We start from the raw sequence: 19,193 nt of genomic DNA on the forward strand, positions 1-19,193 counted from the left end.
GATCCGTGTTGCGATGGATCACTGCCGGAGAATCTCACGGCCCTGCCCTGGTTTCCATTCTCGAGGGCATGGTGGCCGGAGTCGAGGTGACCTCCGAGGACATCGGAGCTCAGCTCGCCCGACGACGCCTGGGCTACGGCCGCGGCGCCCGCATGAAGTTCGAGGCCGACAAGGTCACCGTCATCGGCGGTGTCCGGCACGGCTCGACGCTCGGCGGTCCCGTCGCCATCGAGATCGGCAACACGGAGTGGCCGAAGTGGGAGACCGTCATGGCGGCCGACCCGGTCGATCCCGCCGTGCTCGCCGACCTCGCGCGCAATGCGCCCCTGACCCGTCCGCGCCCCGGCCACGCCGACTACTCGGGCATGCTCAAGTACGGCTTCGACGACGCCCGGCCCGTGCTCGAACGCGCCAGCGCACGGGAGACCGCCGCCCGCGTCGCGGTCGGCACCGTCGCGCGACAGTTCCTGAAACAGGTCCTCGGCGTCGACGTCCTGTCGCACGTCATCTCGATCGGCGCGTCCGACCCGTACGAGGGCCCGGAGCCGTCGGCGGGAGACATCGAGGCGATCGACGCCAGCCCCGTGCGGGCGTTCGACGCCGTGGCCGAGCAGTCCATGATCACCGAGATCGAAGCGGCCAAGCGCGACGGGGACACCCTCGGCGGCATCGTCGAGGTGGTCGTCCACGGCCTTCCCGTGGGACTCGGCTCGTTCGTCACCGGCGACAGCAAGCTCGACGCGCAGCTCGCCGCGGCACTCATGGGCATCCAGGCCATCAAGGGTGTCGAGGTCGGCGACGGGTTCGAGACCGCACGCCGCCGCGGCAGCGCCGCCCACGACGAGATCCTCCCCGGCCCGGACGGGATCGTCCGCACCACCAACCGCGCCGGCGGCATCGAGGGCGGCATGACCAACGGCGCCCCGCTGCGGGTGCGCGCGGCCATGAAGCCCATCTCCACGGTTCCGCGTGCCCTGGCGACGGTGGACATGTCCACCGGCGAGGGTGCGGTGGCCATCCACCAGCGCAGCGACGTCTGCGCCGTGCCGGCCGCGGGGGTCGTCGCGGAGACCATGGTGGCTCTGGTGCTCGCCCGCGCCACGCTGGAGAAGTTCGGAGGCGACTCCGTCGCCGAGACCGCCGGCAACGTGCGCCGCTACGTGGAGAACGCGCAAGCCCGTCCGCCGCGATGACCGGGCAGGCCGGAGGCCGGTCGCAGGATGCCGGGCAGGCCGGAGGCCGGTCGGGGGAGACCGGTGAGGCCGGGGAGGTTTCCGGTCCGCCGCGCGCGGTGCTGATCGGGCCACCCGGCGCCGGGAAGTCCACCATCGGCCGACGGCTGGCTCAGGCCCTGGGCACGCAGGTGTACGACACGGACGTGGCCATCGAGAAGGACACCGGCCGCACCATCCCGCAGATCTTCGCCGAGAGCGGTGAGGCGGAGTTCCGTGCCATCGAGGAGCGCATCGTGCTCGATGCGCTGCGCACGTATCCGGGCATCGTGTCCCTGGGCGGTGGGGCGATCCTGTCCTCGCGCACTCGTGCGGCGCTCCGCGGTCACACCGTCGTCTACCTCGAGATCAGTGTCGGCGAGGGCCTCCGGCGCACCGGTGCGACCACTGCCAACGCTTCGCGACCCCTCTTGGCCGGCTCGGACCCGCGGGCGAAGTACCGCGAACTGATGCGCACTCGGCGACCCCTGTACCGCGAGGTGTCCACCATCCGTGTCCGCACGGACGGCCGCAGCCCTGCTCGCGTCGTCACCGCTGTGCTCGGCCGTCTCGGCGTCGCTCCCGCCGACCGCGTCCCCGCGCCGGCCGCACCACCGCAGCGGACCTCGCCGCGGCGCCGGATCCGGCGCAAGGGCGGACGTCCGATCCCCACCGATCCGGGACCGTTGCCGCGGCAGTCGGCACCACGGACCGGCCGTACCCGACCACCGCAGGATCCACCCCCAGCACAGGAGACGCTCTCGTGACAGAACCTGTTCGTATCGACGTCCGGACGGCGAACCCGTACCCCGTGATCATCGGTCGCGGTCTGCTCACCGACCTGGTGGAGCAGCTCGCGGGCACGCGCACCGTCGCGATCTTCCATCAGCCTCCGCTCGCCGAGACCGCTGAGGCCGTCCGAGCAGCACTGGCGGACAACGGGATCGACGCACACCGCATCGAGATCCCCGATGCCGAGGACGGCAAGGAACTGGCCGTCGCCGGCTTCTGTTGGGAGGTGCTCGGCCGCATCGGTCTGACGCGGAGCGACGCCGTGGTCAGCCTGGGCGGCGGCGCGGCCACCGATCTCGCCGGCTTCGTCGCGGCCACCTGGATGCGCGGCGTCCGCATCGTGCACGTGCCCACCACGCTGCTCGCCATGGTCGACGCGGCCGTGGGAGGCAAGACCGGCATCAACACCGACGCCGGGAAGAACCTCGTCGGTGCCTTCCACGAGCCTGCCGCCGTCCTGGTGGACCTGGCGACCCTCGAGACGGTGCCGCACAACGAGATCGTGGCCGGGCTCGCCGAGGTGATCAAGACCGGATTCATCGCCGACCCGGTCATTCTCGACCTCATCGAGGCGGATCCCGCTGCCGCGCTGGACCCGACGGGCGAGGTGTTGCCCGAGCTGATCCGGCGCTCCATCGAGGTGAAGGCTCGGGTCGTCGCGGCCGATCTCCGGGAGTCCGATCTTCGCGAGATCCTGAACTACGGCCACACCCTGGGACACGCGATCGAGCGCCGCGAGAAGTACAAGTGGCGCCACGGCGCCGCGGTCTCCGTGGGTCTGGTGTTCGCCGCCGAGCTCGGACGTCTCGCGGGGCGACTGTCGGACGATGTCGCCGACCGGCACCGCAGCATCCTGCAGGCGGTGGGACTGCCCGTCAGTTACGACGCGGACGCGTTCGCCCATCTACTGTCGGGCATGCAGACGGACAAGAAGAACCGCAACGGGCTGCTGCGCTTCGTCGTGCTGGACGGACTGGCCAAGCCGGGCCGCCTCGAAGGACCGGATCCGGCGCTGCTGGCCGCCGCGTACTCCGCGGTGGCGCGTGAGGAGCCGACGACGGGGTCGTCGATCTTCCTCTGACGACGGGGTCGGTCAGGAGGAGCGGTCGCCCTTCGCGAGGTTCGGGCGCGGATCGGAGTCCCGGACCGGCGCGAAGACCTCGGTGTCGGCGTCCGACTCGCCCCGTGCGGGTGCTCCGGAGGTGACGCGGTCGCGCTCGGTCGCGTCCTCCTTCTTGCCCGGCCGCAGGTCCTCCTGCTTGTCGTCGCCGCGTCCGGCCAGCCAGCGGCCCACCGTGACGGCGATGACCGTGGGGATGAAGACGAGCAGAATCGTGAACGCCGCGCCGGAGGTGACCTCGAAGAAGAGGGAGTTGCTGCTCACCGCGAGGTTCGCCACCGCCGAGAACACCCAGCAGACGAGCCCGGCGAGAACACCGGCCACGACCGACGCCTTCAGCCACAGCATCGTGAAATCGGTCCGGCCCTCGCCGTGGTCACCGCGGCGGTGCGCGTTGATCCCGTCGATTCCGCCCCACACGACGGCCACGAGAACGACGGCGGCCAGCGTGATCATGCGCAACACGGACCCTTGCGCGGGCCAGGCGGAGACCGCCAGCGCGAGCAGCACTCGTGCCACCACATGAACCAGCGCCATCCCCACACCGCGAACCACCCACCCAGTCATGCTGCACACAGTAATCACCCCGGTCGGTCGCGTGTGCTTCTGCCCACATATCCGGGTGCGGTGTCGTCGGGCGGACCGGTGTCGCCGGCCGTCGGTGACGGCGGCGGTAGGTTCGAGAGATGCCGTCCTCCGACCGCGCCGCACGGCGCGACGCTCTCAGAGAACTCGTCCGCGACCGGGAGGCCGACGCGCTCCTGGTGACCGATCTGCTCAACGTCCGGTACCTCACGGGGTTCACCGGTTCCAATGCCGCGCTGCTGCTGAGTGCGCACGACTCCGCCTCCGACGAGTCCGGCACCGTGGTGTGCACCGACGGTCGGTACGTGACGCAGGTGGCCGAGCAGGTGCCCGACCTCGCGGCGGTGATCGACCGCGCGGGCCCTGTTCGCCTGCTGCAGGACGCCGGCGGTGCGCGAGGCGGGCAGACCGTCGGATTCGAATCGCACGTCGTGTCCGTCGACGAGCATCAGGCATGGTCCGACGCCGCGTCCTCGCTCTCGCTCCAGCGCATGCCGCGCCTGGTGGAGAAGCTGCGGATGATCAAGGACGAGAGCGAGATCGACGCGCTGCGACGCGCCTGCGGTGTCGCCGACGCCGCGCTGGCCGCGTTGATCGAGCGGGGCGGCATCAGCGCCGGCCGGACCGAGAAGCAGGTCGCGATCGATCTGGAGTTCCTCATGCTCGAGCTGGGAGCGCACGCCATCTCGTTCGAGACCATCGTGGCCGCGGGCGCACACTCGGCGGTGCCGCACCACCGCCCCACCGGTGCGGTGCTCGAGCAGGGTGACCTGGTGAAGCTGGACTTCGGCGCGGAGGTGGACGGGTACCACTCCGACATGACGCGTACCTACGTGTTGGGCACCCCTGCGGACTGGCAGCGCGAGCTGTACGCCCTCGTCGAACAGTCCCAGGCCGCCGGACGCGCCGCCGTCCTCCCCGGCGCCGACGTGCAGGCGGTGGACGGAGCGGCTCGCTCGGTCATCGTGGACGCGGGGCACGGGGACAAGTTCCTGCACGGACTCGGCCACGGCGTGGGACTCGAGATCCACGAAGCGCCGGGAATCGGTGCCACCGGCACCGGTACACTGCTCTGCGGTGCTGCGGTGACAGTCGAGCCCGGCGTGTACTTCTCCGGTCGCGGAGGCGTACGGATCGAGGACACGCTCATCGTTCGAGAGAACGAGCCGGAACTGCTGACGCTCACCAGCAAAGAGTTCACCGTTCTGTAGGCGAGGGCCTGCCGACCAGTGCTTGTCAGGCCCGGAGGCCGTGCGCGGCGTCCGGGTACCGAGAGACCGAGACGACAGTCGACGAGGAGACGCGAAGCAAGTGGCTTCCACCAGTGATTTCAAGAACGGACTCGTTCTCAACATCGAGAACCAGTTGTGGTCCATCATCGAGTTCCAGCACGTCAAGCCTGGTAAGGGACCGGCCTTCGTGCGCACCAAGCTCAAGAACGTCACGTCGGGCAAGGTCGTCGACAAGACCTTCAACGCGGGCGTCAAGGTCGAGACCGCGACGGTCGACCGACGCGACATGACGTACCTCTACCACGACGGTTCGGACTACGTCTTCATGGACGGCGACACCTTCGACCAGATCTCCGTCGCCGAGGCGACCATCGGCGAGGTCTCGCGCTTCCTGCTCGAGAACATGAAGGTCCAGGTGGCGATGCACGAGGGTCTGCCGCTGTACGTCGAGTTGCCGGTCACGGTCGAGCTGATCGTCCAGCACACCGATCCGGGTCTGCAGGGCGACCGCTCCACCGGTGGCACCAAGCCGGCGACCCTCGAGACGGGTGCCGAGATCAACGTGCCGCTCTTCATCAACACCGGCGACAAGCTCAAGGTGGACTCCCGCGACGGCAACTACCTCGGGCGCGTGAATTCCTGAGTGAGCGAGCCTTCCAAGAACCCTGCCGCACCGGGAAAGCCGGCGGCGAAGAAGCTCGGAGCACGGCACAAGGCGCGTAAGCGCGCCGTCGACTTCCTCTTCGAGGCCGAGGCTCGGGATCTCGATCCCGTGGTGCTCGCGAACGAGCGCGGCGAGCTGTCCGCTCACGAGGAGACGGTGGCGCCGGTCAACGCGTACACCACGACTCTCGTGACCGGAGTGGCCGAGAACCTCGACCGCGTCGACTCGGTCATCGGGGATCACCTGCACCAGTGGACTCTCGATCGTCTCCCCGCCGTCGACCGCGCGATCCTGCGCGTCGCGGTGTGGGAACTGCTCAACGCGGTCGACGTCCCGCCGGTGGTGGCCGTCGACGAGGCGGTCGAGCTGGCCAAGCAACTCTCCACCGACGACTCGCCGTCCTTCGTCAACGGGGTGCTGGGCCAGATCGTGCTCGTCGCACCCCAGGTGCGCGCCGCCGCGGCGGCGCGTCCGGCGGCGCAGAGCCGGCCCGTGACGGAGAACACCGCCGACGACGCCGTACCGCCCGCCTCGAGCTGAGTTCGAGCCCGGCGTGGTTGGTATAGTCACCGCGTCAGACATCCTTTAACGATCCGTCCAGTGAGGCGGAGAAGGAGGTCACCTGTTCTCGTGTCCTCAGACGAGCCCGGTACCCCCGGTCCAGCAGGCCAGTCCCGCGAGCTGTTGTCGTCGGCGGACGTCGGCCGCACCATCGCCCGGATGGCCCACCAGATCATCGAGAAGACCGCGTTCGGCTCGGCCGACGCCGCTCCGCTGGTTCTCGTGGGTATCCCCACTCGCGGTTCCACTCTCGCCACGCGCCTCGCGGCGCGGATCGAGGAGTACTCCGGACTCCGCCCGCCGGTCGGCTCTCTCGACATCACGCTCTACCGCGACGATCTGCGCAGCAAGCCCCATCGCGCGCTCGAGCGCACCTCGATGCCCGACACCGGTGTGGACGGCGCCCTCGTCGTGATCGTCGACGACGTGCTGTTCTCCGGCCGATCGGTGCGCGCCGCGCTCGACGCTCTCCGCGATCTCGGGCGTCCGCGGGCCGTGCAGCTCGCGGTGCTCATCGACCGCGGCCACCGCGAACTCCCGCTCCGCGCGGACTACGTGGGCAAGAACGTGCCGACCGCGCGCACCGAGGACGTCTCGGTGCTGCTCGACGAGCACGACGGTCGAGACGGGGTGGAGCTCTCGTGAGTGCCCGGCACCTGCTGTCGACGATGGACCTGAGCCGCGACGACGCCACCGACATCCTGGACGAGGCGGAGCGCTTCGAGCAGGCGCTGCTCGGCCGTGACGTCCGCAAACTCCCCACCCTGCGCGGCAAGACGGTCATGACCGTCTTCTACGAGAACTCGACGCGCACCCGGGTGTCGTTCGAGGTCGCGGGCAAGTGGATGAGCGCGGACGTCGTCAACGTCAGCGCGAGCAGCTCCTCCGCGTCGAAGGGCGAGTCGCTGCGCGACACCGCCCTCACGCTGCGAGCGGCCGGCGCGGACGCCCTGATCGTGCGGCACCCCGCGTCCGGTGCGGCGCACCGCATCGCCCAGTGGACGGCCCTGTCCGACGGCTCGGGTCCGGCCGTGATCAACGCCGGGGACGGCACGCACGAGCATCCCACCCAGGCGCTGCTCGACGCGCTGACGCTGCGCCAGCGTCTCGGCGGAATCGAGGGCCGCCGCATCGCCATCGTCGGTGACGTCCTGCACAGCCGCGTCGCCCGGTCCAACGCGTTCCTGCTGGCCACGCTCGGTGCCGAGGTGGTGGTCGTCGCGCCGCGCACTCTGCTGCCGGTCGGCATCGAGACCTGGCCCGTCACCGTGGCACCGTCGCTCGACTCCGAACTGCCGGCGCTCGACGCCGTCATGATGCTGCGCGTCCAGGCCGAACGCATGAACGGTGGCTTCTTCCCGTCGGCGCGGGAGTACTCCATCGGATACGGGTTGTCGCAGAAGCGGTTCGATCTGCTTCCCGACCACGCGGTGGTGCTGCACCCCGGTCCGATGCTCCGCGGCATGGAGATCGGCTTCTCGGTCGCCGACGCACCCGAGACCGCGGTCCTGCAACAAGTCCAGAATGGAGTGCACGTGCGTATGGCAGTGCTGTTCCGCCTGCTCATCGGGTCCGATCCGACACCGGGACTCGCGCGATGACCGGGACCGTGGTGCTGCGCTCGGTGCGCCCCTACGGCGAGGGTGATCCCGTGGACGTGGTGGTGTCGGGCGGTGTCATCGACGCGATCGGCGCGGACGTCACCGTTCCCGAGGGTGCCGAGATCGTGGACGGTGCCGGTGGCGTTCTGTTGCCCGGCTTCGTCGATCTGCACACCCATGTCCGGGAGCCGGGCCGCGAGGACACCGAGACCATCGAGACCGGTTCCGCCGCAGCAGCTCTCGGCGGATACACCGCCGTCTTCGCGATGGCGAACACCTCTCCGGTCGCGGACTCCGTGGTGGTCACCGACCACGTGTGGCGTCGCGGACAGGAGGTCGGGCTGGTCGACGTCCACCCCGTCGGCGCCGTCACCGTGGGCCTGCAGGGCAAGGCCCTGGCGGAGATGGCCACCATGAACGCCGGTGTCGGTGCGGTCCGGATGTTCTCGGACGACGGTCACTGCGTCGCCGACCCACTGCTGATGCGCCGTGCCCTCGAGTACGCGGCCGGCCTGGGAGTGCTCATCGCCCAGCACGCCGAGGAGCCGCGGCTCACCGAAGGTGCCGTCGCACACGAGGGTCCGACCGCGGCGCGCCTGGGTCTCACCGGATGGCCCCGGTCCGCGGAGGAGTCCATCGTCGCCCGCGACGCGATCCTCGCGCGGGACGCGCGCAGCCGCGTCCACATCTGCCACGCCTCCACCGCCGGCACCGTGGAGCTCCTCGACTGGGCGAAGAAGCAGGGCATCGCCATCACGGCCGAGGTGACACCGCACCATCTGTTCCTGGACGACTCGCGTCTCGAGACCTACGACGCCGTGAACAAGGTGAACCCGCCGCTGCGGGAGGCCTCCGACGTCCAGGCACTCCGCGCGGCGTTGGCCTCGGGTGTCGTGGACTGCGTGGCCACCGATCACGCGCCGCACGCCGAGCAGGACAAGTGCTGCGAGTTCTCGCAGGCCCGGCCCGGCATGCTCGGCCTCGAGACCGCCCTGTCGGTGATCGTCACGACCATGGTGGAGACCGGTCTGCTCGACTGGCGCGGCGTCGCACGGGTCATGAGCGAGCGACCGGCGGAGATCGTCGGGCTCACCGACCAGGGTCGGCCCATCGCGGTCGGAGAGCCCGCCAACCTGACGATCGTCGATCCGGACGTCCGGTGGACCGTCGTCCCGAGGGATCTGGCCTCGCTGTCCGCCAATACCCCGTACGAGTCGCTCGAGCTGCCCGCGAAGGTCACCGCGACGCTGCTGCGCGGACGGATCACCAGCCGCGACGGAGTCGCGGCCGCGCCATCGGGAGGGATGAACTAGATGGACAGAGTGCTGTTGGTGGTCGGCTTCCTCGTGTTCTGGGTCGCCATGATCGGCCTGATCATCTGGGGCTGGAAGAACCGTCAGAAGCGTCAGGCCGACGCGATCGGAACCCTCCCGGCCGTGCCGGAACAGCTCGGCGCCGTCGTCACCCCGGCCTGCACAGGTCTGTACGTGGGATCGACGTTGGCCCCGAGCTGGCAGAACCGGATCGCCGTGGGCGACATGGGCCATCGCGCCACCGGAACGCTGACGCGCTACGAGACGGGCATCCTGCTCGAGCGCACGGGGGAGTCCGACATCTGGATGCCCGCCGACTCGCTCCGCGCCGTGCGGACCGAACGTGGCCTCGCCGGCAAGGTCATGACCAGGGACGGCCTGCTGGTCGTCCGCTGGGAACTGCCCACCGGCACCGAGATCGACACCGGCTTCCGAGCCGACGACAAGACGGTCTACCCGCAGTGGGTGGACGACACGAGCAGTGACGAGAAGGAGACCGCGTGAGCACCCAGGACGCCGCGGCACTGGTCCTCGAGGACGGGCGCATCTTCCGTGGCACCGCGTTCGGAGCCCGGGGTTCGACCCTGGGCGAGGCGGTGTTCTGCACCGGCATGACCGGCTACCAGGAGACGCTGACCGATCCGAGCTACCACCGCCAGATCGTGGTGGCCACGGCCCCGCAGATCGGCAACACCGGCTGGAACGGTGAGGACAACGAGTCCGTCGGACGCACCGGCGACGCCGACGACTCCCGTATGTGGGTCGCCGGGTTCGCTGTCCGCGACCCCAGCCGCCGCAGCTCGAGCTGGCGCTCGACCGGCACCCTGGGCGAGGAGATGGCGCGGCAGGACGTCGTCGGCATCGCCGAGATCGACACCCGCGCGCTGGTGCGGCACCTGCGCACCCGCGGGTCGATGAAGGCCGGCATCTTCTCCGGCGAGGCCCTCACCGACGTCGACGCGCTGATCGAGACCGTGCGCAGCCAGCCGAGCATGGTGGGTGCGGACCTGGCGGGCGAGGTGAGCACGACCGAGGGTTACACGGTCGACCCCGAGGGCGAGCCCCGGTACTCGGTCGTCGCGGTCGACCTCGGCATCAAGTCGAACACGCCGCGCATGTTCGCGCAGCGGGGAATCCGGGTCCACGTGGTCCCGGCGAACGCCGACATCGACCAGGTGCGGGCACTCGGCGCGGACGGCGTGTTCCTGTCCAACGGACCGGGCGACCCGGCCACCGCGGACTCCGTGGTGCGGCTGACCGAGCAGGTGCTCGGCGACGGCACCCCGCTGTTCGGCATCTGCTTCGGCAACCAGATCCTCGGCCGCGCCCTCGGCCGCTGCACCTACAAGATGACCTTCGGTCACCGCGGCATGAACATCCCGGTGATCGAACACGGCACGGGCCGCATCTCCATCACGGCCCAGAACCACGGGTTCGCACTCGAGGGCGAAGCCGGCGAGGAGTTCGACACCCCGTTCGGCCGGGCGATCGTCAGCCACACGTGCGCGAACGACGGCACCGTCGAAGGTGTCCGCCTGCTCGACGACTCGGCGTTCTCGGTGCAGTACCACCCCGAGGCCGCGGCCGGTCCGCACGACGCCGAGTACCTCTTCGACCGTTTCCTGCAGCTCCTCGACAAGAAAGCCGGCCAGTAATGCCACGGCGCACAGACCTCCAGCACATCCTGGTCATCGGATCCGGACCGATCGTCATCGGTCAGGCATGCGAGTTCGACTACTCCGGAACGCAGGCCTGCCGTGTGCTCCGCGAGGAGGGCCTGCGGGTCAGCCTCGTGAACTCGAACCCGGCGACGATCATGACGGACCCCGAGTTCGCGGACTCCACCTACGTCGAACCCATCACGGCGGAGTTCGTCGAGAAGGTCATCGCGAAGGAGAAGGCCGAGGGCCATCCCATCGATGCGGTGCTCGCCACCCTCGGCGGCCAGACGGCGCTCAACTGCGCGGTGGCGCTGCACGAGCAGGGGATCCTCGAGAAGTACGACGTCGAGCTCATCGGAGCCGACTTCGAGGCGATCCAGCGTGGTGAGGATCGCCAGAAGTTCAAGGACATCGTCGCGAAGGTCGGCGGCGAGAGTGCCCGGTCGCGTGTCTGTTACACGATGGCCGAGGTGCACGACACCGTTGCCGAACTCGGCCTGCCCGTCGTCATCCGGCCCAGCTTCACCATGGGCGGGCTCGGCTCCGGCATGGCGTACACGACCGAGGATCTCGAGCGTCTCGCCGGCGGCGGACTGGCCGCGTCGCCGTCTGCGAACGTGCTCATCGAGGAGTCCATCTACGGATGGAAGGAGTACGAGCTCGAGCTGATGCGCGACAACCGCGACAACGTGGTGATCGTGTGTTCGATCGAGAACGTCGACCCGATGGGTGTGCACACGGGCGACTCCATGACGGTCGCTCCGGCGATGACGCTCACCGACCGCGAGTACCAGAAGATGCGCGATCTGGGCATCGCCATCCTCCGCGAGGTCGGCGTCGACACGGGCGGATGCAACATCCAGTTCGCGATCGATCCGAAGGACGGTCGTCTGATCGTCATCGAGATGAACCCGCGCGTCTCGCGGTCGAGTGCACTCGCCTCGAAGGCGACGGGATTCCCGATCGCCAAGATCGCGGCGAAGCTCGCGGTGGGGTACAGCCTCGACGAGATCGTCAACGACATCACGGGCGAGACACCGGCCTGTTTCGAGCCGACGTTGGACTACGTCGTCGTCAAGGCGCCGCGCTTCGCGTTCGAGAAGTTCCCGGGCGCCGACGCCACCCTCACGACGACGATGAAGTCGGTCGGCGAGGCGATGAGCCTGGGCCGCAACTTCACCGAGGCGCTCGGCAAGGTGCTGCGGTCGCTCGAGACCAAGGCCACCGGATTCTGGACCACGTCGGACGAGGTGCTGGCAGGGGACCGGGCGCACGATCTGCAGGCGGTGCTCGCCGACCTGAAGGTTCCCACCGAGGGACGCATCTACGACGCCGAGTTGGCACTGCGCCTCGGCGGCACCGTCGAGGAGGTCGCCGCCGCGTCCGGTATCGACCCGTGGTTCATCGACGAGATCGCCGGTCTGGTGGAACTGCGGACCCGGCTGCTCGACGCTCCCGTCCTCGACGAGAACCTGCTGCGTCGGGCGAAGCACTCGGGCCTGTCCGATCGGCAGATCGCGGCACTGCGTCCCGAGCTCGCGGGGGAGGACGGGGTGCGCTCGCTGCGCCACCGGCTGGGAGTGCGGCCCGTGTTCAAGACCGTCGACACGTGCGCCGCGGAGTTCGAGGCGAAGACGCCGTACCACTACTCCACCTACGAGCTCGATCCCGGCGCGGAGACCGAGGTGGCCCCGCAGACCACGCTCGGCAAGGTGCTCATCCTGGGCTCCGGTCCCAACCGCATCGGCCAGGGCATCGAGTTCGACTACTCGTGCGTGCACGCGGCCACGACGCTCTCGGCCGCCGGCTACGAGACCGTGATGGTGAACTGCAACCCCGAGACCGTCTCCACCGACTACGACACGGCGGATCGTCTGTACTTCGAGCCGCTCACGTTCGAGGACGTGCTCGAGGTGTACCTGGCGGAGAAGGAGTCGGGCGAGGGCGGACCCGGTGTCGTCGGTGTCCTCTGCCAGCTCGGTGGGCAGACGCCGCTCGGTCTCGCGCAGCGACTGCAGGACGCCGGTGTGCCGATCGTCGGCACGTCGCCCGAGGCGATCGACCTGGCGGAGGACCGCAAGGAGTTCGGTGAGGTGCTCGTCGCCGCCGGTCTGCCCGCGCCGAAGTTCGGCACGGCCACCACGTTCGACGGCGCGAAGCGTATCGCGAGCGAGATCGGCTACCCCGTGCTCGTGCGTCCGTCGTACGTGCTGGGCGGACGCGGCATGGAGATCGTCTACGACGAGGCGTCGCTGGACGACTACATCTCCCGCGCCACCGAGCTCACGCCGGAGCACCCCGTGCTGGTGGACCGGTTCCTCGAGGACGCGATCGAGATCGACGTCGACGCCCTGTGCGACGGCACCGAGGTCTACCTCGGCGGCGTCATGGAGCACATCGAGGAGGCCGGCATCCACTCCGGCGACTCCGCGTGCGCGCTGCCCCCGATCACGCTCGGCCGCACCGACATCGACGCGGTCCGCCGATCGACGGAGGCGCTCGCGTTCGGGATCGGGGTCCGCGGGCTGCTCAACGTGCAGTACGCCCTCAAGGACGACGTGCTCTACGTGCTCGAGGCCAACCCTCGTGCGAGCCGCACGGTGCCCTTCGTCTCCAAGGCCACGGCGGTGCCGCTCGCGAAGGCCGCGGCCCGGATCGCTCTGGGTGCGACCATCGCGGAGTTGCGGGCGGACGGCGTGTTGCCGCCCACCGGTGACGGCGGGCACGCTGCCTTCGATGCACCGGTCGCGGTCAAGGAGGCCGTGCTGCCCTTCAACCGGTTCCGCAAGGCGGACGGCAGTGGCGTCGACACCCTCCTGAGCCCCGAGATGAAGTCGACCGGCGAGGTCATGGGAATCGACGCGGACTTCGGGACCGCGTTCGCGAAGAGCCAGACCGCCGCGTACGGCTCGCTGCCGACGACGGGGTCGATCTTCGTGTCCATCGCGAACCGCGACAAGCGGTCGATGGTGTTCCCGGTCAAGCGGCTCGCCGATCTGGGCTTCCGCATCCTCGCGACCGAGGGAACGGCGGAGATGCTGCGCCGCAACGGCATCAGCAGCGACGTGGTGCGCAAGCACTCCGACGTGCTCGAGGACGGTGAGCGGACCATCGTGGACCTGATCCGCGAAGGGGAGGTCGACATGGTGTTCAACACACCGTTCGGCAACTCCGGCCCGCGGGTCGACGGGTACGAGATCCGCAGCGCCGCGGTGGCGCGCAACATCCCGTGCATCACCACCGTGCAGGGTGCCGCGGCCGCGGTGCAGGGGATCGAGGCGAGCATCCGCGGCGACATCGGGGTGCAGTCGCTCCAGGATCTGCACAGCTCGCTGACGACGTACCTGCGAGCGGGCACCGGGCCGACGGCCACGACCGACCCGGTCACCCCTCGGTGACCGGTAGTCCGGAGGCCGGGGTGTGGCGCAGGAAGCTGACCGCGGCCGTCCGGTCGCGGGGACGCCTGTGTGTCGGCATCGATCCGCACTCCGCGATCCTCGCGTCGTGGGGCCTCGACGACACCGTGGCGGGCCTCGACCGCTTCGCGCGGCTCTGCGTCGAGGCGTTCGCGTCGGACATCGGGGTGGTCAAGCCGCAGGTGGCGTTCTTCGAGCGCTTCGGGTCCGGTGGACTCGCCGTGCTCGAGCGGACCATCGCCGATCTGCGTGCGGCGGGCGTGCTCGTCGTCGCGGACGCGAAGCGTGGGGACATCGGGTCCACGTCGGAGGCGTACGCCCGGGCGTGGCTGGACCCGTCCTCACCACTCGCCTCGGACGCCGTGACGGTCTCGCCCTACCTCGGGGTGGGTGCGCTGACGCCGTTCGTCGAGCAGGCGACTGAGCACGGCTGCGGCCTGTTCGTGCTCGCACGCACGTCGAATCCCGAGGGCGCGGCGCTGCAACAGGCGGTCACCGCCACCGGTGCGAGCGTCGCGCAGGCCGTGGTCGACGAGGCCGCGGCGGTCAACACGGGGGCGAACGACGACGTCATGGGTCTCGTGGTGGGTGCGACACGCGGACACGGGCTCGATCTGCGGACGTTCTCGGGGCCGATCCTCGCGCCCGGACTCGGCGCCCAGGGTGCCACCGCGCTGGACCTGCCCTCCCTGTTCCAGGGTTCGTCAGAGTTGTTGCTGCCCAACTCTTCCCGCGACGTCCTGCGACACGGTCCGGACGTGGCCGCTCTACGGGGAGCGGCGATCGTCGCTCGCGACACCGTCGAGCACGCCCTCGCATAGACCACCATCGCGGCGACACGGCGGCGGGGGGCAAGTTCGCAATCGGCGCCCTGCCCGGGTACGGTCGCTATCGCCGCTGGTCAATCCGGTGGCAGTGACTGGATGTACCAGAACGGCCGGCTCGCGCACATCGCGTGACGCGAGTACGGAATGCACTTCTCGACAGAGATTCACCGATGAGACGGAGGAACCGTGGCCCTTCCCCAGTTGACCGATGAGCAGCGCGCTGCTGCCTTGGAGAAGGCGGCACAAGCTCGTCGTGTCCGGGCTGAGCTCAAGGAACGCCTCAAGCGCGGCGGAACCGACCTCAAGCAGGTCCTCAAGGACGCCGAAGAGGACGAGATCCTCGGCAAGATGAAGGTGTCCGCACTGCTCGAGGCTCTGCCCAAGGTCGGCAAGGTCAAGGCTCAGGAGATCATGACCGAGCTGGAGATCGCACCCACCCGCCGCCTGCGCGGACTGGGCGATCGTCAGCGCAAGGCGCTTCTCGCCAGGTTCGACTTCGAGGCCTGACAGCGACGTGTCGACCGACAACGAGTCGACGGCAGTGTCGAGCGAGGACTCCTCGCTCAGGAAGGGCCGGCTGGTGGTACTGGCCGGCCCTTCCGCCGTCGGTAAGTCCAGTGTGGTCGCGAAGGTGCGTCAGCAGCTTCCCGATCTGTACTTCAGCGTGTCGGCGACGACGCGCGATCCCCGCCCCGGCGAGGTGCACGGACAGGACTACCGGTTCGTGGACGCAGCGGAGTTCGATCGCATGATCGAGGCCGGTGATCTCCTCGAATGGGCGGAGATCCACCGTGGCCTGCACCGCAGCGGTACGCCCGCCGAGCCCGTGCGTCGCGCGCTCGCCGCCGGTGAGCCGGTTCTCCTCGAGGTGGATCTGCAGGGTGCGCGCGCGGTCCGTGCCGCCGCCCCGGAGGCTCTGCTCGTGTTTCTCGCGCCGCCCTCCTGGGACGTGCTGGTGGGTCGGCTCACCGGCCGCGGCACCGAACCGCAGGACGTCATCGAGCGTCGGCTCGAGACCGCGCGCGAGGAACTGGCGGCCTCCGACGAGTTCGACACGGTCATCGTGAACGACGATGTCGACCGAGCGTGCGCGGAGTTGGTATCCTTGTTGGTCGGTGGCGTCCCGAACGGTGAGTTCGGGACCGCGTGACCGCACAGGTAACACCAGTTTTCTCTTCCGAGGCATCCGCCCCGGTGAATCTTCAGGAGCATTTGTGAGTAGTCCCTTGGCGAACGTGTCCGATTCCTTCTCCCGTATCGACGTGGCGACGTACGACACCCCGCTGGGCATCACCAACCCGCCCATCGACGAGCTGCTGGACCGGACGTCGTCGAAGTACGCGCTGGTCATCTACGCCGCCAAGCGCGCGCGTCAGATCAACGACTACTACAACCAGCTCGGTGACGGCATCCTCGAGTACGTCGGCCCCCTCGTCGAACCGGGTCTGCAGGAGAAGCCGCTGTCCATCGCCATGCGCGAGATCCACGCCGACCTTCTCGAGCACGTCGAAGGCGAGTGAGTTCCCTGTCTCCTTCGGACACGACGACACGGCGTCACGTCGTGGTCGGTGTCGGGGGAGGGATCGCCGCGTACAAGGCGTGCGGGCTGATCCGCCACTTCACCGAGGCGGGTGACGACGTCCGCGTCGTCCCCACCGAGTCGGCGCTGCAGTTCGTCGGCCGGGCGACCTTCGAGGCGTTGTCGGGCAACCCGGTGCACACCGGAGTGTTCGCCGACGTGCCGGAGGTACCGCACGTCCGCCTCGGCCAGAACGCCGATCTCGTCGTCGTCGCCCCGGCCACGGCCGACCTGCTGTCGCGGGCCGCTGCCGGACGCGCCGACGACCTGTTGACGGCGACGTTGCTCACCGCGCGGTGCCCGATCGTGTTCGCGCCGGCCATGCACACCGAGATGTGGGACCACCCCGCGACCGTCGAGAACGTCGCGACGTTGCGCCGACGCGGTGTCACGGTGATCGAGCCGGCCTCGGGTCGGCTCACCGGCAAGGACACCGGAGCGGGCCGTCTGCCCGAGCCGGACGAGATCGCCGGCATCGCCGAGCTGCTGCTCGAGCGACCCGATGCGCTGCCTCGTGACCTCGAGGGGCGGCGCGTCGTCGTCTCCGCCGGCGGCACGCGCGAGCCGTTGGACCCGGTGCGGTTCCTCGGCAACCGCAGCTCAGGCAAGCAGGGTTATGCGCTCGCGCGGGTCGCCGCCCAGCGCGGTGCCGACGTGCTGCTGATCTCCGGCTACACCAGCGACCTGTCCGCTCCTGCCGGTGTCCGCGTCGAGACGGTCCGCACCGCCGAGGACATGCGAACCGCGGTCACGGCCGCCGCCGTCGGTGCCGACGCCGTGATCATGGCCGCCGCCGTCGCCGATTTCCGGCCGACGACGCTCGCCACCAGCAAGATCAAGAAGGGTGCCGACGAGCCGGACACCATCCCGCTCACGCGCAACGCCGACATCCTGGCCGGCCTCGTCGCGGCACGCGATGCCGGTGACCTGGCCGCCGACGCCGCGATCGTCGGCTTCGCGGCCGAGACCGGCGACCAGCACGGCGACGTGCTGACGCACGCCCGCGCCAAGCTGGCACGCAAGAAGTGCGACCTCCTGGTTGTGAATGCGGTCGGTGAGGGTAAAGCATTCGAGATGGACGACAACGACGGCTGGATCCTGTCCGCGGACGGGACCGAGCTGGCGCTCGAACACGGATCGAAGGCGCTCATGTCGTCTCGTGTGATCGATGCGTTGGTGCCCCTGTTGCGCGTGCGTCAACCGTCACCGACGTCGCAGGAGTGTACGAGCGCCGACGACTCGCGGTGACCCGCAGTACTCGAGACGTCGGTGGCTCCGTCTATCGTCGACTGGCGTCTCGGGGAGCGGTTCGATCATGTCGACACATTCATGCGTGTACGAGAGGAAACATCTGTGAGCACGTCCGCCAGTCGGCTCTTCACCAGCGAGTCCGTCACCGAGGGTCATCCCGACAAGATCTGTGACGCCATCAGCGACTCCATCCTGGATGCGCTCCTGACCGACGATCCGCGCGCACGCGTCGCCGTCGAGACCCTGGTGACCACCGGGCAGGTTCACGTCGCCGGTGAGGTCAACACCACCGCGTACGCCGACATCCCGCACATCGTGCGCGAGAAGGTACTCGAGATCGGCTACGACTCGTCGGCCAAGGGCTTCGACGGTAACTCCTGTGGGGTCAACGTCGCCATCGGCGCGCAGTCGCCCGAGATCGCCCAGGGCGTCGACAACTCGCACGAGTCCCGCGTCGAGGGTCTGACCGACGACGAGATCGACCGTCAGGGTGCGGGCGACCAGGGCCTGATGTTCGGCTACGCCATCAAGGACACGCCCGAGCTCATGCCGCTGCCGATCGCACTGGCGCACCGGCTGTCGCGTCGCCTCACCGAGGTGCGCAAGACCGAGGTGCTGCCGTACCTGCGTCCCGACGGCAAGACCCAGGTCACCATCGAGTACGAGGGCAACAAGGCCGTTCGCCTCGACACCGTGGTCATCTCCACCCAGCACGCGGCCGACATCGATCTCGACAACATGCTGACCCCGGACATCCGGACCCATGTCCTCGAGGCCGTACTGGCCGAGCTCGGGCACGACTCGCTCGACACCTCGTCGGTACGCCTGCTCGTCAACCCCACCGGCAAGTTCGTCCTCGGCGGGCCGATGGGCGACGCCGGCCTGACCGGTCGCAAGATCATCGTCGACACCTACGGCGGCTGGGCCCGCCACGGCGGCGGCGCGTTCTCGGGCAAGGATCCGTCGAAGGTCGACCGCAGCGCTGCGTACGCGATGCGGTGGGTGGCCAAGAACGTCGTGGCCGCAGACCTCGCAGAACGAGTCGAGGTGCAGGTCGCCTACGCCATCGGCAAGGCCGCTCCCGTCGGTCTCTTCGTCGAGACGTTCGGATCCGAGAACGTGGATCCGCTCAAGATCCAGTCCGCCATCACCGACGTGTTCGACCTGCGTCCCGGCGCGATCATCCGTGATCTGGACCTGCTGCGTCCGATCTACGCGCCCACCGCGGCGTACGGCCACTTCGGCCGCACGGACATCGATCTGCCGTGGGAGAACACCGACCGTGCCGAGAAGTTGCGGTCCGCCGCAGGTCTGTGACGTCTCGCTCCACTTCGTGATCATCGTCTGAAAGGGGTCGGTCGGTGAGTGCCACCGCATCCG

The 19,193-nt window shown here is 69.3% G+C and carries 18 protein-coding genes and 1 pseudogene; 18 read left to right on the plus strand and 1 reads right to left on the minus strand.

What is annotated here, in order from left to right; all coding sequences use genetic code 11:
- The first annotated feature begins 5 nt into the window (after positions 1 to 5).
- The 3 genes and pseudogenes from aroC to aroB all read left to right on the plus strand — a co-directional run bounded on the left by aroC (position 6) and on the right by aroB (position 3,084).
- Positions 6 to 1,193, plus strand: a complete 1,188-nt coding sequence (aroC, locus tag J4E04_RS10555) for a chorismate synthase (RefSeq protein ID WP_027505250.1) — start codon at positions 6 to 8, stop codon at positions 1,191 to 1,193.
- Positions 1,194 to 1,291: 98 nt separating this feature from the next.
- Positions 1,292 to 1,783, plus strand: a pseudogene (locus tag J4E04_RS10560) (shikimate kinase); the annotation flags it as partial.
- Positions 1,784 to 1,974: 191 nt separating this feature from the next.
- A complete protein-coding gene (gene aroB / locus J4E04_RS10565; RefSeq protein WP_027505251.1) occupies positions 1,975 to 3,084 on the plus strand; it encodes a 3-dehydroquinate synthase in 1,110 nt (369 codons plus the stop codon).
- A gap of 12 nt (positions 3,085 to 3,096) precedes the next feature.
- On the opposite strand, the gene J4E04_RS10570 is transcribed toward aroB, so the two are convergent.
- Positions 3,097 to 3,690 carry a B-4DMT family transporter gene (locus tag J4E04_RS10570; protein ID WP_027505252.1) on the minus strand — a complete coding sequence of 198 codons (594 nt, stop codon included), beginning with the start codon at positions 3,688 to 3,690 and terminating at the stop codon, positions 3,097 to 3,099.
- A gap of 119 nt (positions 3,691 to 3,809) precedes the next feature.
- On the opposite strand from J4E04_RS10570, the gene J4E04_RS10575 reads away from it, so the two are divergent.
- From J4E04_RS10575 to metK, 15 genes are all read left to right on the plus strand, one after another.
- Complete coding sequence (locus J4E04_RS10575; RefSeq protein ID WP_027505253.1) at positions 3,810 to 4,919, plus strand: M24 family metallopeptidase; 1,110 nt, start codon at positions 3,810 to 3,812, stop codon at positions 4,917 to 4,919.
- Positions 4,920 to 5,019: 100 nt separating this feature from the next.
- Complete coding sequence (efp, locus tag J4E04_RS10580) at positions 5,020 to 5,583, plus strand: elongation factor P (RefSeq protein ID WP_027505254.1); 564 nt, start codon at positions 5,020 to 5,022, stop codon at positions 5,581 to 5,583.
- On the plus strand, positions 5,584 to 6,144 hold the full coding sequence (nusB, locus tag J4E04_RS10585) for a transcription antitermination factor NusB (RefSeq protein ID WP_490150458.1): 561 nt from the start codon (positions 5,584 to 5,586) through the stop codon (positions 6,142 to 6,144).
- 90 nt (positions 6,145 to 6,234) lie between these two features.
- Entirely contained in the window at positions 6,235 to 6,810 is a 576-nt protein-coding gene (gene pyrR / locus J4E04_RS10590) for a bifunctional pyr operon transcriptional regulator/uracil phosphoribosyltransferase PyrR (RefSeq protein ID WP_027505255.1), read from the plus strand.
- Entirely contained in the window at positions 6,807 to 7,766 is a 960-nt protein-coding gene (locus tag J4E04_RS10595) for an aspartate carbamoyltransferase catalytic subunit (protein WP_490150459.1), read from the plus strand. The genes pyrR and J4E04_RS10595 overlap by 4 nt, the downstream gene beginning before the upstream one ends.
- Positions 7,763 to 9,079 carry a dihydroorotase gene (locus tag J4E04_RS10600; protein WP_490150460.1) on the plus strand — a complete coding sequence of 439 codons (1,317 nt, stop codon included), beginning with the start codon at positions 7,763 to 7,765 and terminating at the stop codon, positions 9,077 to 9,079. The genes J4E04_RS10595 and J4E04_RS10600 overlap by 4 nt, the downstream gene beginning before the upstream one ends.
- Complete coding sequence (locus J4E04_RS10605; RefSeq protein WP_027505258.1) at positions 9,080 to 9,583, plus strand: PH-like domain-containing protein; 504 nt, start codon at positions 9,080 to 9,082, stop codon at positions 9,581 to 9,583.
- Positions 9,580 to 10,734 carry a glutamine-hydrolyzing carbamoyl-phosphate synthase small subunit gene (gene carA / locus J4E04_RS10610; RefSeq protein WP_490150461.1) on the plus strand — a complete coding sequence of 385 codons (1,155 nt, stop codon included), beginning with the start codon at positions 9,580 to 9,582 and terminating at the stop codon, positions 10,732 to 10,734. The genes J4E04_RS10605 and carA overlap by 4 nt, the downstream gene beginning before the upstream one ends.
- Positions 10,734 to 14,138 (plus strand): carbamoyl-phosphate synthase large subunit, encoded by a 3,405-nt coding sequence (carB, locus tag J4E04_RS10615; protein ID WP_051613218.1) that lies wholly within the window; start codon positions 10,734 to 10,736, stop codon positions 14,136 to 14,138. The genes carA and carB overlap by 1 nt, the downstream gene beginning before the upstream one ends.
- A complete protein-coding gene (pyrF, locus tag J4E04_RS10620) occupies positions 14,135 to 14,977 on the plus strand; it encodes an orotidine-5'-phosphate decarboxylase (protein WP_490150462.1) in 843 nt (280 codons plus the stop codon). Before carB ends, pyrF begins: the two co-directional genes overlap by 4 nt.
- A 192-nt stretch (positions 14,978 to 15,169) precedes the next feature.
- Positions 15,170 to 15,490 (plus strand): integration host factor, actinobacterial type, encoded by a 321-nt coding sequence (gene mihF / locus J4E04_RS10625; protein WP_027505261.1) that lies wholly within the window; start codon positions 15,170 to 15,172, stop codon positions 15,488 to 15,490.
- Positions 15,491 to 15,563: 73 nt separating this feature from the next.
- On the plus strand, positions 15,564 to 16,133 hold the full coding sequence (gene gmk / locus J4E04_RS10630; RefSeq protein WP_056445214.1) for a guanylate kinase: 570 nt from the start codon (positions 15,564 to 15,566) through the stop codon (positions 16,131 to 16,133).
- A gap of 64 nt (positions 16,134 to 16,197) precedes the next feature.
- Positions 16,198 to 16,503, plus strand: coding sequence for a DNA-directed RNA polymerase subunit omega (gene rpoZ, locus J4E04_RS10635; RefSeq protein ID WP_027505263.1), 306 nt, complete (start codon positions 16,198 to 16,200; stop codon positions 16,501 to 16,503).
- Positions 16,500 to 17,810: a bifunctional phosphopantothenoylcysteine decarboxylase/phosphopantothenate--cysteine ligase CoaBC gene (coaBC, locus tag J4E04_RS10640; protein WP_056444715.1), complete on the plus strand. Its 1,311-nt coding sequence runs from the start codon at positions 16,500 to 16,502 to the stop codon at positions 17,808 to 17,810. The genes rpoZ and coaBC overlap by 4 nt, the downstream gene beginning before the upstream one ends.
- Positions 17,811 to 17,915: 105 nt before the next feature.
- Positions 17,916 to 19,130 (plus strand): methionine adenosyltransferase, encoded by a 1,215-nt coding sequence (gene metK / locus J4E04_RS10645; RefSeq protein ID WP_027505264.1) that lies wholly within the window; start codon positions 17,916 to 17,918, stop codon positions 19,128 to 19,130.
- Positions 19,131 to 19,193: the final 63 nt, after the last annotated feature.

Source organism: Rhodococcus sp. NFXS4 (assembly GCF_058139645.1).

Excerpts from the sequence above, each read along its gene's own strand:
- J4E04_RS10570 (WP_027505252.1), bottom strand. The coding sequence starts at position 3,690 with ATGACTGGGTGGGTGGTTCGCGGTGTGGGGATGGCGCTGGTTCATGTG.
- J4E04_RS10575 (WP_027505253.1), top strand. The coding sequence starts at position 3,810 with ATGCCGTCCTCCGACCGCGCCGCACGGCGCGACGCTCTCAGAGAACTC.
- J4E04_RS10600 (WP_490150460.1), top strand. The coding sequence starts at position 7,763 with ATGACCGGGACCGTGGTGCTGCGCTCGGTGCGCCCCTACGGCGAGGGT.
- J4E04_RS10605 (WP_027505258.1), top strand. The coding sequence starts at position 9,080 with ATGGACAGAGTGCTGTTGGTGGTCGGCTTCCTCGTGTTCTGGGTCGCC.
- carB (WP_051613218.1), top strand. The coding sequence starts at position 10,734 with ATGCCACGGCGCACAGACCTCCAGCACATCCTGGTCATCGGATCCGGA.